Consider the following 13,883-nt stretch of genomic DNA (forward strand, 5'->3'; position numbering starts at 1 on the left):
GGGGACGATCGTGCGCAACGACGAACTGGAACCGGCGATCGCCCGCCGGACGGCGCTCGCGGCGGTGGGCGCCGGGCTGGTGGCGGGATGCAGCACCTACGGCGGCACGACGGGCTCGCCGTCGGCGGCACCGCAGCAGCCCGCGGCCCCGGGCGGCACAGTGCTGGGCGCGACCGGCGACGTCCCGGTCGGCGGCGGCAAGGTGTTCGCGGACAAGCAGGTCGTGGTGACCCAGCCGGCGGCGGGGACGTTCGCGGCATTTTCGGCGGTCTGCACGCACCAGGGCTGCACGGTCGACGCCGTGGCGGACGGGACGATCAACTGCCCGTGCCACGGCAGCAAGTTCAAGATCGCCGACGGCTCGGTCGCGAACGGCCCGGCGTCCCAGGCGCTGGAGAAGAAGTCGGTCACCGTCGCGAACGGAAAGATCACGCTGGCCTAGGCGTAGGCCTTCGCGACGGTCTGCCCGTCGATGATCCACAGTGGACCCGACGTGTCCGGCTCGCCGGCGAGGTCGGTGCCGTCGGCGCAGGTGAACCGGGCGCCCGAGGGCGAGTCGTCCGCGACGGCCGTGCATTGCCGGCCGCCCTCCAGGGTGAGGAGGAACGGCTCGGCCGTTCCGCCGGGCTGAGGCGGCGTCGGCAGGGCGCCGGTGTAGGTCAGCAACACCGCCTTCGTCGCCGAGGTCGGGCAGACCACCCGCGTCCCCGTCGTGGCGAAGCACGGGTCGTACGTGGTCGTGCCGCTCGTGCAGCGGTAGGCGTCGTGGCGGCCGGACACCGCCGACACCGCGTCGCAGGCGCCGGTCGCGCGGCTCGTCGTGGCGCCGGTCCGCGGCCGGTAGTCGACGGTCTGGGTGAACCGCTGCGCGCGGCTCGTGGTGAGCGCGACGTCGAAGGCGGGGTTCGCCGGCGCCAGCCCGCTCGTCACCGGCCCGATCCCGGGGGCGAGGAACCGGCGCACGACGTCGCCGCCGTCCGGGTGGCACGGTGCGAGCGCGGCCCACGCGGCCGCCGCCGCTTCGGCGAGCGGCCGGTCCGCGGTCTGGTGCGCGGCGCCGGCGTCCGCGGCGCAGGTCAGCACGCCCGGCGGCGGCTCGGGGGCGCCGGGCATTCCGAACAGCGCGGCCAGGCGGTGCGCGGCCAGCGCCAGCGTCGTGCCGAGACCGGGGCCGGGGTCGGCCTGGCCCTTGAACGTCCCCGGCAGCAGGCCGAACGGGACGTCGTAGGTGACGCCGGAGCCGGGCCACAGCAGGTCGCGCTGGCGTGGCCGGCCGAACAGCTGCACGGACGACGTCGCCGCCGCGACGGTCCGGGCGGTGGGCTCGGGCCACCCGGGCGGCGGGACGAGCCGGTAGGGGACGCGCGCGTTCGACGTCAGCGTGACGCCCGCGCGGCCGTCGGCGGCGGTGACGCAGGCGGAGATGAGCGTCGCCGGGTCGGGCCCGCCGAGTCCGACGGTCATGCCGTCGGAGCTGGCCGCCCGCCCGGCGCAGGCCGGCCGCGGCGCCGGAGCCGGGACGACGTCGCGGCCGAGCGCGGCGAAGTCGAACAGCCCGCCCCAGAACGCGCCCGGCTGGGTCAGTTCCGCGACGATGCTGTGCTTCGTGGCGTCGTAGGCCGCCGGGACGAGCCGGGTCGCGGTGATGACGACCGGCGCGAACCCGGCCGGCGGCGCGCTCGGCACGGGGATCCGCACCCGCGGCGCCCGGACGCCGTCGAAGCCGAGGTCGGCCCCGCCGCCGAACCGGCGGGTGAAGGACGCCGTGACCGCCGGTTCCGGCGCGGGCCGCACGGAAACGCGCGTCCCGGCGGGCGCGTCGACCTCGATCCCGGCGGCGGCGACCGTCCCCTCCGGACCGGTCGTGAGCCCTTGCCGCACCAGGACTCCGGCACCGCCCAGCAGCAGGACGAGCACGGCAGCCGTCAGGGCGAGCCGGACGGGCCGGTCGTTCGGGGCCATCGGAGCCTCCCAGGACACTTACTCTCCCTAGTCACCGGATCCTTCGTGGTCGTTAGCCGTCGTGGCCCAACCGTGACGGCGGGCGTCCACCCGGGTAACCGGTCGCCGCGGATCGTCCCTTCTGGCACCATCGGACCGGTGAGCCCGGTCGAGATCGCCTGCGACGAGTCGGGCTCGGAGGGCGAAAACCTCGTCGGCGGCGAGACCGACGTCTTCGCCCACGCCGGTGTCGGGCTGACCCCCGAGGCCGCGCGCGGCTGCGTCGAAGAGATCCGCGCCCGCATCGGCTCGCCCGCCGAGGAGTACAAGGCGAACCACCTGCTGCGCGGCAAGCACCGCCCGGTGCTCGAGTGGCTGCTCGACCCCGCGGGCCCGCTCGACGGCCGCGGGCACGTCCACCTGACCGACAAGACGTTCTTCGCCGTGCGGGCCGCGGTCACGCTGCTGGCCGAGCACGGCACCGACGCCATGGCGCGCACCCTCCACCGCACCGGCCCGGCCGCGTTCGGCGCCGCCCGCTGGGCGTACTTCCTCGCCGCGTTCACCAGCGTCCTGCGCCTCAACCCCCGGCGCGGCGTCACGACGTCGCCGGCGGAGTTCTTCGCGCTGGCCGGCGAACTCGCGGCGGTCCCCGGCGAAGCCGGCGAGATCATGGCCCGGCTGAGCGGCGGCGCCGACCGCGTGGCGGGCTACCGCGCCCGGCTGGCGAGCGATCCCGGCCTGGTCCCGGTGCTGGACCCGCTGGTGCCCGCGGTGATCCACACCGTCCGGCACTTCAGCGCCGGCGGCACCCCGGTCGCCCTGGTCCACGACGAACAGCTCGCGCTGACCGCCGAGCGCGTGCTGCAGCTCAAGGCCACGCTCGGGCACCGGCTGGCCGGCGTCCGGTTCGTCGACTCGCGGTCCGACGCCCGCGTGCAGGTCGCCGACTTCCTCGCCGGCGTCGCCCGCCGGATCGCCTCCGACGCGCTGAACGGACGCGGCGACACCGTGCTGACCGGACTGCTGAGGTCCTTTGTGGACGCTGACTCCGTCTGGAACGGGCTCAGCAGCTGACGACCTGCGTGGGCGACGTCGTGTTGTCGAGCCGCTTGACGTACGCGCTGCCGCTGCGCCGCGCGCACGCGGACTCCTTGGCGGCGAACGGCCCGTCGTAGACGGCGTACACGTCGGCGCCGTTGACCTGCTGCCGCAGCGAGCCGCAGCCGGTGCTCGGCGTGTGCAGGTACCGCGCGCCCGGGTGGGCGTCGAGGTACCGCTGGACGTCGGCGCGGTAGCGGGCCGGGGTGATCGCGGAGCCGAGGACGACGACGTACGAGCCGTCGCACGCCGGCGTGCTCATCGCGGTCGCCAGGCCGAGGTCGGCGCCGCTCGCGACGGTGGTGGCGACGGTCGTCCGGACGCTCACCTGCGTGGTCGTGACCGGCGCGGGGGTCGTCGGCGGCGCGCTGGACGAGGCGGACGTCGTCGCGGGCGGCGTCGAGCCGGGTGTCGTCCCGGCTTGGAACGAAGGCTTGAGGACGGCGAACCACCCGACGACGGCCACGAGCGCGAGCAGGGCCACGCCGGCGACCAGCCACGGCGCCTTCGACGGCCGCCGCCGGACTTCGGCCGGGGCCGGAGCCGTGGCCGGCGCGACGCGGGTGGCCTGCCGGGTCGGGGGAGCGGCGGCGGTGACCGGGACCGTGCCGCCGAGCGCGGCCCGGGCGGCGGCCGCCAGCTCCGTGACGCTGCCGAAGCGCGCCTCGGGGTCCTTCGCCATGCCGCGCGCGATCACGGCGTCGAACGCGGCGGGCAGCCCCGGCCGCACCGCGCTCGGCAGCGGTGGCGGCTGGTGCAGGTGCGCGCCGATCAGCGACGCGGCCGTCGTCGCCGCGAACGGCTTGCTGCCGGTCAGGCACTGGTGCAGCACGCAGGCCAGCGAATAGACGTCGACGCGGTGGTCGGCCGGCGCGTCCGTGAAGCGTTCCGGCGCCATGTAGTCGAGCGTCCCGACGGCGCCGCCGGTGATGGTCAGCTCGGTGCTGGGCCCGGCCGCGCGGGCGATGCCGAAGTCCACGAGGTAGGCGAACCCGGTCGCGCCGACCAGCACGTTCGACGGCTTGACGTCCCGGTGCACCAGGCCTTCGGCGTGCGCGGCGGCCAGTGCCTGGGCGACCTGCCCGACGACGTCGACCGCCTCGGCCGGGGCGAGCGCCCCGCCCGCGGTCAGCCGGGTGCCGAGGTCGTCGCCGTCGACCAGGCGCATGTCGAGGTAGAGGCGCCCGTCGATCTCGCCGTAGGCGTGAATCGGGATCACGTGCGGCTCGCGCAGCCGCGCCACCGCGTGGGCTTCGCGCCGGAACCGTTCCTGGAAGTCGTGGTCGGCGGCGAAGTCCGTCGACAGCAGCTTGAGGGCCACGACGCGGTCGTGGCGGGTGTCGTAGGCGCGGTGGACCTCGCCCATGCCCCCGCGGGCGATGAGCGACTCCACGCGGTACGGCCCGAACTGCCAGCTCACGCGCTTCCCTCCGCAGACGCGGGGAATTCTGCCCTACCGCAGAATCTCTGACTATAGTCAGGTAATGGACTCCGACCTCGTCGACGGCGTCCGGCGGTTCAACCGGACGGTCACCCAGCGGATCGGCGCGCTCGACGACGCCTTCCTCGCCCGCGCCCGGCCGCTGGGCGAGGCGCGGGTGCTGTGGGAGATCGGCGCCGCCGGGCGCGACGTCCGTGAGCTGCGGGAACGCCTCGACCTCGACTCCGGCTACCTGAGCAGGCTGCTGCGCGGCCTGGAGCGCGACGGCCTGGTGCGCGTCGAGCCGAGCACTGCCGACGGCCGCGTCCGCACCGCGCGGCTCACCGAGGCCGGTCAGGGCGAACGCGCCGCGCTCGACCGGCTCTCCGACGACGCGGCCACCGCGCTCCTCGCCCCGTTGTCCGGCCGGCAGCGCACCCGGCTCGTCACGGCGATGGCCGAGGTCGAGCGGCTCCTGACGGCGTCGGCGGTCGACGTCGCCCCCTGCCCGCCTGGGCACGCGAACGCGCGGTTCTGCCTGCGCGCCTACTTCGCGGAGCTGGCCGGCCGGTTCGACGACGGCTTCGACCCCGGCCTCAGCACCTCCGCGGCCGACGCCGAGATGACCCCACCGGCCGGCGTCCTGCTGGTGGCCACCCTGCACGGCGAGCCGATCGGCTGCGGAGCGTTGAAGCTCCACGGCGACGCACCCGCCGAGGTCAAGCGGATGTGGGTGGCGCCGTCGGCACGCGGCCTCGGGCTGGGGCGCCGGCTGCTGACCGAGCTGGAGACCCACGCGGCCGGCCTCGGCGTCCCCGCGCTCCGGCTGGAGACGAACCGCGCGCTCGACGAAGCGATCGGCCTGTACCGCGCGGCGGGATACCGCGAGGTCGCACCGTTCAACGACGAGCACTACGCCGACCACTGGTTCGAGAAGCGGCTCGCCTAGGGATCCGGCGCGAGCAGCGTCAGCACGGCGGTGCGGGCTCATGTGCGTACCCTGGATCCGGTGCGGACCCGCCCCACCCTGACCTGGACGTCCCCGGACGCGCCACTGCCCCGGACCGCGAGCCTCGACGAGCTCGCCGGCGTCGTCGCGCGCGGGCGCGTCGCCGTGCTCAGCGGGGCCGGGCTGTCCACCGAGTCCGGGATCCCCGACTACCGCGGCGAAACCGGCAGCCTGCGCCGGCACACGCCGATGACCTACGACGAGTTCGTCACCAGCGCCGAGGGCCGGCAGCGGTACTGGGCGCGCAGCCACCTCGGGTGGCGCACCATCGCCCGCGCCGACCCGAACGACGGCCACCGCGCGGTCGCGGCCCTGCGAGACGGCGGGTTCTTCGGCGGCGTCATCACGCAGAACGTCGACGGGCTGCACCAGGCGGCCGGCACCGCGGACGCCGTCGAGCTGCACGGCAGCCTGGACCGCGTGATCTGCCTGGACTGCCGCCGCACCAGCCCGCGCGCCGAGCTGGACCGGCGCCTGCGGGCCGCCAACCCGGACTTCGACGGCGCCGCCACCCGGATCAACCCGGACGGCGACGTCGAGCTGCCCGAGGCCGTCGTGCGCCGGTTCACCCCGGTGCCCTGCGCGTCGTGCGACGGCAAGCTCAAGCCGGACGTGGTGTTCTTCGGCGAGAACGTGCCGAGGTCCCGTGTCGAGCAGTGCTACCGCCTGGTCGACGAGGCTGACGCGCTGCTGGTGCTGGGGTCGTCCCTGACCGTGATGTCGGGCCTGCGCTTCGTCCGCCACGCGGCGGCCGCGGCCAAGCCGGTCGTGATCGTCAACCACGGCGAGACCCGCGGCGACCGCTACGCTTCGGTGCGCGTCGACCGGCCGCTGGGGCAGGCGCTGACCGAACTGGCCGGGCGGCTGGGCTGCGACCTCAGCGAGGATCGCGGCCGAAGCGCGTGAGCAGCCGGTCCTGCCTGGACGTCGCCGGGACGCCCGGCGGTGGGTCGGCGAAGACCCGCGAGTTCAGCGCCAGCCCCGCGAAGATGTGGTCGTGGCTCTCGTCGATCCACGCGACGAGTCCCGGGTCGAGGGTGTCGTCGGCGCCGAGGGCGCGCGCGAGGTCCCAGGTGTGGACGGTGCTGTCGGTCGCGCGGACGGCCAGCGCGCGCCGTCCGGTCAGCGCGCCCAGCGGGTAGTCGACGACCCGGTCCAGCGCGCCTTCTTCCGCGAAGGCCGCCGCGCAGGCCCGGACCGACGCGGTGAACGCCGTCACCGGGTCGTCGCCGAGCGCGTCGGCGTCGCGGGCGGCCAGGAACTCGTCGCGGGTGGCGCCGCGCAGGAGCCCGACGTAGTTGAGGTTGCCGCGGGTCATGTGGTTCACCAGCGCCCGGACGTCCCATGCGGCGCACGGCGTCGAGGCGGTCCAGCCGTCGGGCGGCACCGCGCGGAGGTGGTGCTCGAAACCCTTGCTCGCGAGCAGGAAGCGGTCGAGGGACATGGCGTCCACTCTGGCCCGGCCGCCGGCGGCGACGCTCGCGGGAATCGGACGTAGTGGGCGAGCCGGTCCGGGCGGGTTGGGGGGAAACGCGCTCGGACCGGCTCTGCGACGGACCTCCACAGCCGGTCGTTGTTCACAAGACGCGGCGGACGCGCCGAGCGTTACACCGGCTGCAACCCGTCCCACGACCAGTGCGGCATCGCGAGCCCCGCGGGCACGTCGCCGGCCGGGCCCGGGTAGGTGAGCACCTCGGCGACCGCCCATTCCATGTAGGACCGCAGCGCGGCCCGGAACTCCGGATCGGCGGGCAGGCCGGCGTCGTCCGCGGCCGCCACGAAGCAGGCGACGAACCGGCGGCCGAGGTCGCTCATGTCGCCGTTGCCGGCGTGCATCCGCAGCATCGCGGAGTGGTCGCTGCACTCCTGCGAGAACCGCGGCGGGCCGCCCAGGACCTCGGCCCAGTAGCGGGCCAGCCGGTCGACGTGCTGCGGGTGCTGCCCCGGGTGCGAGAACGGGTGGTTCAGCTCGGGGTCGGCCAGGCAGCGCTCGTGGTGGGCGGCGGCCAGCGCGCGGAACGCGGGGTCGCCGCCGGCGAAGTCGTACAGGGTCGGACGCACCGGCCGAGCCTGGCACGGCCGGGCACCGAACGCCAGGACGTCAGCATGTCCGGACGTCAGCGTGCCCGGACGTCAGCGCGCCCGGGCGGCGGCGCGTTCGGCTTCGGGGGTGAAGCCGCCGAACGCGTCGACCGCCCGCCGGACGTCCTCGGTCACGAGGTCGTGGTTCAGCGCGCCGCCGGCGGCCGCGCCCTGGGCGGCGGCGATGATCACGGTCGCCCGCGCGTCGACGACGTTCCCGGCGGCCCAGACACCCGGCACGTTCGTCTTGCCCATCGCGTCCGTCTCCTCGTAGCCGAGCCGGCGGATGAGCTCGTCGTGCGGGACGGTGTGCGTCCGGACGAACAGTGCCGCGCGCGGCACGAACTGCGCGCCGAGCTCGAGCCCGGTGAGGTGGCCGTTTTCCCGCCGGACGGCGGAGACGAGCCCGTCGACGACCTCGATGCCTCGCGCGCCGAGCCGTTCACGGTCCTCTTCGGACGGTGGCGCGGTGTGCGCGAAGTACACGACGTCGGGCGACCACTGGCGCACCAGCAGCGCGTGCTCGACGCTCGCGGGTTCGGTGCCGAGGACGCCGAGCGGCTGGTCGCGGACCTCGTAGCCGTGGCAGTACGGGCAGGTCACGGCGTCGGTGCCCCAGCTTTCGCGCAGGCCGGGGATGGGCGGCAGGTCGTCGTGGACGCCGGTCGAGACCAGGACGCGCCGGGCGGTCAGCTCCCGGCCGCTGCTCGCGAGCCGTGCGGTGAAGCCGGGTTCGAGCGCGCTCACCTGGTCTTGGAGGATCTCGACGCCGTAGCCGGCGAGCTCCTCACGGCCGATCTTGAGCAGTTCGGACGGCGGCAGGCCGTCGCGGGAGAGGAAGCCGTGCATGTGCTCGGCGGGCGCGTTGCGGGGCGAGCCGCCGTCGACGACCACGACGCGTCGCCGCGCGCGGCCGAGCATCAGGGCGGCGCTCAGGCCCGCGGCCCCGCCACCCACCACCAGGACGTCATAGTTGTTTTCGGTCATGCCGCCACCTTGAGCCCGCCTTCGCGATTCCGACAACAAATGTTGCCGTTTCCGGGACGAGCGCGTTTCCTGGAGGGATGACGGACGCCATCACCCACGCACTGGCCGAGGTCGGCCCCCGGCTCAAGAGGGTCCGCACCCAGCGCCGGGTCACGCTGGCCGACCTGTCGACGGCGACGGGCATCTCGAAGAGCACGCTGTCGCGGCTGGAGTCCGGCCAGCGCAAGCCGAGCCTCGAACTGCTGCTGCCGATCGCCCAGGCCCACCAGGTGCCCCTGGACGAGCTGGTCGGCGCCCCCGAGGTCGGCGACCCCCGCGTCCGCCTGACGGCCCGCCGCTTCCCCCGCGCCAACGGCGCGACGATGACGGTCCTGCCCCTGACCCGCCAGCCGGGCGCGCCCCAGGCGTTCAAGATGATCCTCGAGCCGGAGACGGGCGAGCCGGACCCCCAGGTCCACGAGGGGTACGAGTGGCTGTACGTCCTGTCGGGGCGGCTGAGGCTGATCCTGGCCGACCGGGACATGACGCTGGGCCCGGGCGAGGCGGCGGAGTTCGACACGAGGCTGCCCCACTGGTTCGGCGCGGTCGGCCGGCCCGCGGAGATCCTCAGCCTGTTCGGGAAACAGGGGGAGCGGCTCCACCTGAGGGCGAAGTCCCGCTAGAGCCATCGCGGGCACCGGCGAAGATCCGGTTCAGGCGCACGGTGGCCAGCGCGTCCACCAGCCAGCCCAGGCCGAACGCGGTGATCACGGGCCAGCCGGGCGATCGGGTGACCCACAGGAAGATCCCGGTGACCAGCGCTCCGACGACCGCCAGCGCGGCGACGCCCACGAAGGCGAGCCGGGTCGGGTGCACGGCGTTCCAGCCGGTCGAGGTGAACCACCGCCGAGGGGCCGTCACCCGGTCCAGCTCGCGGTCCCGCCAGGCTTCCCACTGGAGGTTCCCGGACAACCGCTCGCTCAAGGAGTCCCGGACGTACCGGTGGATCAGCTTGAGGTGGAAGTCGTGCAGGATGTAGCGGGCGCCGAGCATGTACGACGTGAGCGGGACCACGAGGAGCAGCGCGGAGTTCGTCGCCGACGCGATCGCCAGGCTGATGATCGCGCCGGCCGAGGCGACCTGCAGGGCGAAGACGTTCCACTGGATCGTCGAGCGGCGCTCCGTTTCGCTTCGGAGCGCCGCGTACTCGGCGAGGAGGGCCGCGGTGGGGTCGTCCACCGGCTCATCTTCGCGCCGCGCGACCTCCGGCGCCACACCCGTTAGAAGCCGATCGCCTCGCGCAGCAGCAACACGGTCGCCCGGCCCGGACGGGGCTCGCCGTTCATGACCAGCAGGCGGTTGACCGCACTGGGCCACCCATGCACCTCCTGCGTCCGCACGCTCTCCAACGGCAGGCAATGCTCCTCGACCCGACGCAGCGCCGTCTCCAGATCCGGCACCACCTTCTGCGCCCCCACCACCCAGATCGCCCGACCGGCGCCACCCGAGTACGCGGGCAGCTGGCTCCCGCTGCCCGACGCCGCCACCAATGACCCGGTTTCGGTCACCGCCGCGACGCTGCCCACCACGACGTCCGGGCTCGCGAGCAGCCGGCGGATCTCGTCCGCGCCCGTCGCGCGGTCGATCGCCATCGCCAGCGGCTTGACCGCCTGGTAGCGCGACCCGGCGTTGATGTCCGCGTCGATGCCCGACAGGCGCAGCGTCTCGCTCGCCCCGGTGAACACGCTGGCCCCCTCGGAGATGAGCGAGGCGACGCGGGCCCGCGCGGCCGCGGCGTCGTCGAGGATCTCCGTGGCGAACCCGTGGGCGGTCAGCGCGGCGGCCGCCCGCTCCAGACTCCGGGCGGACGCCGCGTCCGCGAAAGGGGTGGTCGGCAACTGGGTGGTCATGGTCGCTCCTGGCGTGGTCGAATCGGTTTCCCGGGTACGACCGCGCAGCCACCCGAAACGTCAGGCCTCACATTCCGCACGGCTGCGCCGTCATAAGAGGGTGGACGTGTTCACGAGCGAGCGCCGCCGGCTGATCAACCTCGCCTACCGGCTCCTGGGCTCCCTGGCCGAGGCCGAGGACGCCGTCCAGGAGGCCTACACCCGCTGGTACGCCCTGACGAAGCCGCAGCAGGACGCCATCGCGTCGCCGGGCGCCTGGCTGACGACCGTCACCGGCCGCATCTGCCTCACCCTGCTCGGCTCGGCGCGGGTCCGCCGCGAAACCTACGTCGGCGAGTGGATTCCCGAGCCGGTGCCCGAAAACCGCGAAGACGACCCGGCCGACCGCGTCACGCTGGACGAGTCGGTCAGCATGGCCTTCCTGGTCGTGCTCGAGTCGATGACCCCGGCCGAGCGCGTCGCGTTCATCCTGCACGACGTCTTCTGCCACTCCTTCGCGGAAGTCGCCGAGATCGTCGGCCGCACGCCGGCCGCGTGCCGCCAGCTGGCCTCCTCGGCCCGGCGCCGGATCCGCGCGTCGCACGATCCCGCGACGCCGCCGGCCCGGCAGGCGGGGATCGTCCGGGAGTTCAAACGGGCGTGGGAAGCCAAGGACATCGACGCCCTGATCGGCCTGCTCGACCCCGGCGCCACCGCGACCGCCGACGGCGGCGGCCTCGCCATCGCCTTCCCGCACCCCATCGAGGGCGGCGAGCGGATCGCGCACGCCTGGATCGAGCTGGCCGGCCGCAAGCCCGCCACCATGGCCTTCGTGGAACGCACGGTCAACGGCCGGCCCGGGCTGGTCGCGCGGCAGGACGGCGTGATCGTGACGGTGTTCGCGTTCGACGTCGCCGGCGACCGGATCAAGCACATCTGGGTCGTCCGCAACCCCGAGAAGCTCCGTCGCTGGACGGACTAGGGGAGCTCCGCCGGCAGGTCGAAGCCCGCGTACATCGCCGGGTCGAGGAAGCCGATGATCTCGACGATCCGGTCGCCGCGCAGCGTCAGGACGTTCACGCAGCCGATGCGGAACACGCCGTCGGGGTGACGCTGGTAGCACGCGAACGCGAGCTGGCCGCCGGCTCGGATCGACACCAGCCGCCACGGCGTGGCGAACACGCTGCCGGCCAGGAAGCGGGCGACGTCGTCGCGGCCGTCGAACCACGCGGGCAGCGGCGGCATCGTGAAGCGGGCGTCCTCGGCGAGCAGGTCGAGCAGCGCCGGGACGTCGGCGCGTTCCCAGGCCGCGACGAAGTCCGCCACCAGCGCGCGTTCCGCGTCCTCGCCCAGGCTGCGCAACGTCGCCTGCTGGCTCCGCGACGGCGTCCGCTGCTCGAGGGTCTTGCGGGCCCGTTGCAGCGCGCTGTTCACCGAGGCGACGGACGTGTCGAGCGCTTCGGCGACTTCCGCGGCCGAGAACGCGAGCACGTCTCGCAGGATCAGCACGGCCCGCTGGGTGCCGGGCAGGTACTGCAACGCGGCGACGAAGGCGAGCTCGACGCTCTCGCGCAGCTCGAAGCGGCGCTGCGGGTCCCAGTCGTCCTCGGGGTAGGGCTCGACGAACGCCTCGCCGTCGACCGGGCCGTCGAGCGCGTCGCCGGGGTTCGCCGCCGGGTGGTGGTCACGCGGCATCAGGCGTCGGGGCCGCTGCTTGATCAGCCGGAGGCAGGCGTTCGTGGCGATCCGGTAGAGCCACGCGCGCACCGAGCTGCGTCCCTCGAACCCGGCCAGCCCGCGCCACGCGCCGAGCAGCGCCTCCTGCAGCGCGTCTTCCGCGTCGTGCAGGGCACCGAGCAGCCGGTAGCAGTGGGCGCGCAGCTCGCTTTGGTAGGGCCGCACGAGCCGGTCGAACGCGCCGCGGTCGTCGCGCCGGGCCGCTTCGAGGAGGTCGGCTTCGGTGTCCATGCCCGCATCCTGCCCGACGCCTCAGCCGAGTCCGGGTTGAATCAGAAGAGTGTCGAACCACCGGCCGTGCTTGAACCCAACGTGCCGCAGCCCCCAGCGTCGGTGAACCTGGCCGCGCGGCGCACCTTTGCGACGCGGGGCTGCCGGAGACGACGATGGCGATTGTCTGCCGGGCACCCACGGCGGCGCACCGCTCGAGCAGCTCGTCCAGCAGACTCCGACGGTGATGGTGCTGTCCCGCATCGCCGACAGTCTGGAGTGGTCGTTGTCGTACCTGCTGGCCGGCATGGGAGCGGACGAGGTGATCGTCCGGCGCGCGGAGAGGCACGACCACGTCGCCACGGCGGGCGGCTGGCACCGCACGGCACTGACGCCCGTCATGGTGGGGTCAACCTCGTGGGATTGGGACGACTTTGCCTGCTCGCTGTGACGCCGGTGATTTCCCGCGCACGCGGCGGGTTTACACGAGTTCGCCGCGGTGGAGTCGGGCACGCTGTGGCTGGCCGGCAGTTCGGCTGAGTACATTCGGGCGGCGTATGACTCGACCTACTTTAGCTCTGGCGCAACGTATTTGTACGCGAATCGCGCCGACGAGCCGTGCGAGTACCGCATGGCGGCGCTCCTGATGCGGCAGCGAGCTGGCCGTATTCAGTAGCCTCGCGGCCGGCTCAGAACGGCGCCGAGTGTCGTTTGGGGGGAGATCCCGCAGGCGTAGTCGACCGAGAGCCGCATGAGGGGGTTGCCCGCGTCCCGGACGTGCAGGTCCAAGCCGACCTGGATGACGGCTTCGGCCCGGTCTTGAGTCGACATCCGCAGGTAATCTTCGCATGTCGATTCTGCTGTGATCGGTGCCGCCAGGATCTGGACGACGAAGAACACCCCGATGGCCAGGCCGATGACCAGCAGCCCGGCACCGAGCCGGATGAGCGTGCGATCGGTATCGCGCTCCGGAGCTGGCGTGTAGCGGTGGGTCCAGGCGATCGGAGCGGTGTCCCGCATCGGAACGCTGGCGGCCGGGGCGTCGGCGGCCGGAACCTCGGCGGGTTCGCTCCGGCCGAGTGCCTTGCCGAGTGCCTTGCCGAGCGCCGGGGCGAGGCGCTCATCGTCGTCGAGCGTCCGCGTCAGCAATGCCGCCGCGTGGTGGCGGACGTCGCTATTGCCCGGATTCCGCCGCAGGTCCCCAATGACGGGCGTGTCGATACCGCAAGCCGACCTGACCACCGCGACGATCTCTCCCACCGTCCGCGATGCGTGCTCCGAAAACAGCACTCCTGAGCGGGCCGCGCAGAAATGGTCGGCGATGGCGACGACGGTCGCCTCGGCGAGTTCCCTATGGTCCATGACGTCGCTCCAAATCGGCCCGGTGGCAGCACCCAGAGTCGGCACCGGCGACGCCGCTGTTACGGCGCCCGCGTAAACCGGGTGACACCACGACCTTTCTCGTGACACCCTCCGGATCATGTTCCCCGTGTCCGATAGCGCGACGCTCGCAGGCTCGTCCCTGCCG

16 protein-coding genes are annotated in these 13,883 nt (G+C 73.8%); 7 read left to right on the plus strand and 9 right to left on the minus strand.

The features are described from left to right. Positions 1 to 10: 10 nt before the first annotated feature. The gene (locus tag ACZ7OU_RS29185) at positions 11 to 442 is read left to right on the plus strand and encodes a Rieske (2Fe-2S) protein (RefSeq protein WP_470257594.1); all 432 of its coding nucleotides are present in this window, start codon (positions 11 to 13) and stop codon (positions 440 to 442) included. Here the strand turns inward: ACZ7OU_RS29185 and ACZ7OU_RS29190 are convergent. After that, a complete protein-coding gene (locus ACZ7OU_RS29190; RefSeq protein WP_470257595.1) occupies positions 439 to 1,962 on the minus strand; it encodes a hypothetical protein in 1,524 nt (507 codons plus the stop codon). The genes ACZ7OU_RS29185 and ACZ7OU_RS29190 overlap by 4 nt on opposite strands. Before the next feature lie 138 nt (positions 1,963 to 2,100). On the opposite strand from ACZ7OU_RS29190, the gene ACZ7OU_RS29195 reads away from it, so the two are divergent. Further along, positions 2,101 to 3,018: a DUF3800 domain-containing protein gene (locus ACZ7OU_RS29195; RefSeq protein WP_470236869.1), complete on the plus strand. Its 918-nt coding sequence runs from the start codon at positions 2,101 to 2,103 to the stop codon at positions 3,016 to 3,018. Here ACZ7OU_RS29195 and ACZ7OU_RS29200 read toward each other — a convergent pair. Next, the gene (locus ACZ7OU_RS29200; protein WP_470257596.1) at positions 3,008 to 4,462 is read right to left on the minus strand and encodes a serine/threonine-protein kinase; all 1,455 of its coding nucleotides are present in this window, start codon (positions 4,460 to 4,462) and stop codon (positions 3,008 to 3,010) included. The two genes, ACZ7OU_RS29195 and ACZ7OU_RS29200, sit on opposite strands and share 11 nt — an antisense overlap. Before the next feature lie 64 nt (positions 4,463 to 4,526). Here ACZ7OU_RS29200 and ACZ7OU_RS29205 point away from each other — a divergent pair, with 64 nt between their 5' ends. Both ACZ7OU_RS29205 and ACZ7OU_RS29210 read left to right on the plus strand, forming a co-directional pair. Beyond that, the gene (locus ACZ7OU_RS29205) at positions 4,527 to 5,411 is read left to right on the plus strand and encodes a bifunctional helix-turn-helix transcriptional regulator/GNAT family N-acetyltransferase (protein WP_470257597.1); all 885 of its coding nucleotides are present in this window, start codon (positions 4,527 to 4,529) and stop codon (positions 5,409 to 5,411) included. A gap of 60 nt (positions 5,412 to 5,471) precedes the next feature. Continuing rightward, the gene (locus ACZ7OU_RS29210; RefSeq protein ID WP_470257598.1) at positions 5,472 to 6,377 is read left to right on the plus strand and encodes an NAD-dependent protein deacetylase; all 906 of its coding nucleotides are present in this window, start codon (positions 5,472 to 5,474) and stop codon (positions 6,375 to 6,377) included. Here ACZ7OU_RS29210 and ACZ7OU_RS29215 read toward each other — a convergent pair. The 3 genes from ACZ7OU_RS29215 to ACZ7OU_RS29225 form a co-directional block, all read right to left on the minus strand. Then, complete coding sequence (locus ACZ7OU_RS29215; protein WP_470257599.1) at positions 6,349 to 6,915, minus strand: TIGR03086 family metal-binding protein; 567 nt, start codon at positions 6,913 to 6,915, stop codon at positions 6,349 to 6,351. The genes ACZ7OU_RS29210 and ACZ7OU_RS29215 overlap by 29 nt on opposite strands. A gap of 161 nt (positions 6,916 to 7,076) precedes the next feature. Next, positions 7,077 to 7,532 carry a group II truncated hemoglobin gene (locus ACZ7OU_RS29220; protein ID WP_470257600.1) on the minus strand — a complete coding sequence of 152 codons (456 nt, stop codon included), beginning with the start codon at positions 7,530 to 7,532 and terminating at the stop codon, positions 7,077 to 7,079. Between the two features lie 72 nt (positions 7,533 to 7,604). Further along, a complete protein-coding gene (locus ACZ7OU_RS29225; protein ID WP_470257601.1) occupies positions 7,605 to 8,540 on the minus strand; it encodes an NAD(P)/FAD-dependent oxidoreductase in 936 nt (311 codons plus the stop codon). A 77-nt stretch (positions 8,541 to 8,617) separates the two neighbouring features. Here ACZ7OU_RS29225 and ACZ7OU_RS29230 point away from each other — a divergent pair, with 77 nt between their 5' ends. Continuing rightward, on the plus strand, positions 8,618 to 9,202 hold the full coding sequence (locus ACZ7OU_RS29230; RefSeq protein WP_470236862.1) for a helix-turn-helix domain-containing protein: 585 nt from the start codon (positions 8,618 to 8,620) through the stop codon (positions 9,200 to 9,202). Here the strand turns inward: ACZ7OU_RS29230 and ACZ7OU_RS29235 are convergent. Together ACZ7OU_RS29235 and ACZ7OU_RS29240 are read right to left on the minus strand one after the other, a co-directional pair. Next, positions 9,147 to 9,758, minus strand: a complete 612-nt coding sequence (locus ACZ7OU_RS29235) for a hypothetical protein (protein WP_470236861.1) — start codon at positions 9,756 to 9,758, stop codon at positions 9,147 to 9,149. The genes ACZ7OU_RS29230 and ACZ7OU_RS29235 overlap by 56 nt on opposite strands. 41 nt (positions 9,759 to 9,799) lie before the next feature. Then, on the minus strand, positions 9,800 to 10,429 hold the full coding sequence (locus tag ACZ7OU_RS29240) for an LUD domain-containing protein (RefSeq protein ID WP_470257602.1): 630 nt from the start codon (positions 10,427 to 10,429) through the stop codon (positions 9,800 to 9,802). 100 nt (positions 10,430 to 10,529) lie between these two features. On the opposite strand from ACZ7OU_RS29240, the gene sigJ reads away from it, so the two are divergent. Then, positions 10,530 to 11,390, plus strand: coding sequence for an RNA polymerase sigma factor SigJ (gene sigJ, locus ACZ7OU_RS29245; RefSeq protein ID WP_470236859.1), 861 nt, complete (start codon positions 10,530 to 10,532; stop codon positions 11,388 to 11,390). Here sigJ and ACZ7OU_RS29250 read toward each other — a convergent pair. Next, the gene (locus ACZ7OU_RS29250) at positions 11,387 to 12,376 is read right to left on the minus strand and encodes a sigma-70 family RNA polymerase sigma factor (RefSeq protein WP_470257603.1); all 990 of its coding nucleotides are present in this window, start codon (positions 12,374 to 12,376) and stop codon (positions 11,387 to 11,389) included. The genes sigJ and ACZ7OU_RS29250 overlap by 4 nt on opposite strands. A gap of 223 nt (positions 12,377 to 12,599) precedes the next feature. On the opposite strand from ACZ7OU_RS29250, the gene ACZ7OU_RS29255 reads away from it, so the two are divergent. Further along, entirely contained in the window at positions 12,600 to 12,806 is a 207-nt protein-coding gene (locus ACZ7OU_RS29255; RefSeq protein WP_470257604.1) for a hypothetical protein, read from the plus strand. A gap of 218 nt (positions 12,807 to 13,024) precedes the next feature. Here the strand turns inward: ACZ7OU_RS29255 and ACZ7OU_RS29260 are convergent, their stop codons facing one another. Next, positions 13,025 to 13,717 carry a hypothetical protein gene (locus ACZ7OU_RS29260; protein ID WP_470257605.1) on the minus strand — a complete coding sequence of 231 codons (693 nt, stop codon included), beginning with the start codon at positions 13,715 to 13,717 and terminating at the stop codon, positions 13,025 to 13,027. Positions 13,718 to 13,883 lie beyond the last annotated feature (166 nt).

This window comes from Amycolatopsis sp. NPDC114505 (assembly GCF_055633615.1).

Bases quoted from the DNA above. Each gene is read 5' to 3' on its own strand.
- ACZ7OU_RS29190 (WP_470257595.1), bottom strand. From the start codon at position 1,962: ATGGCCCCGAACGACCGGCCCGTCCGGCTCGCCCTGACGGCTGCCGTG.
- ACZ7OU_RS29205 (WP_470257597.1), top strand. From the start codon at position 4,527: ATGGACTCCGACCTCGTCGACGGCGTCCGGCGGTTCAACCGGACGGTC.
- ACZ7OU_RS29215 (WP_470257599.1), bottom strand. From the start codon at position 6,915: ATGTCCCTCGACCGCTTCCTGCTCGCGAGCAAGGGTTTCGAGCACCAC.
- ACZ7OU_RS29225 (WP_470257601.1), bottom strand. From the start codon at position 8,540: ATGACCGAAAACAACTATGACGTCCTGGTGGTGGGTGGCGGGGCCGCG.
- ACZ7OU_RS29230 (WP_470236862.1), top strand. From the start codon at position 8,618: ATGACGGACGCCATCACCCACGCACTGGCCGAGGTCGGCCCCCGGCTC.
- ACZ7OU_RS29240 (WP_470257602.1), bottom strand. From the start codon at position 10,429: ATGACCACCCAGTTGCCGACCACCCCTTTCGCGGACGCGGCGTCCGCC.
- ACZ7OU_RS29250 (WP_470257603.1), bottom strand. From the start codon at position 12,376: ATGGACACCGAAGCCGACCTCCTCGAAGCGGCCCGGCGCGACGACCGC.
- ACZ7OU_RS29260 (WP_470257605.1), bottom strand. From the start codon at position 13,717: ATGGACCATAGGGAACTCGCCGAGGCGACCGTCGTCGCCATCGCCGAC.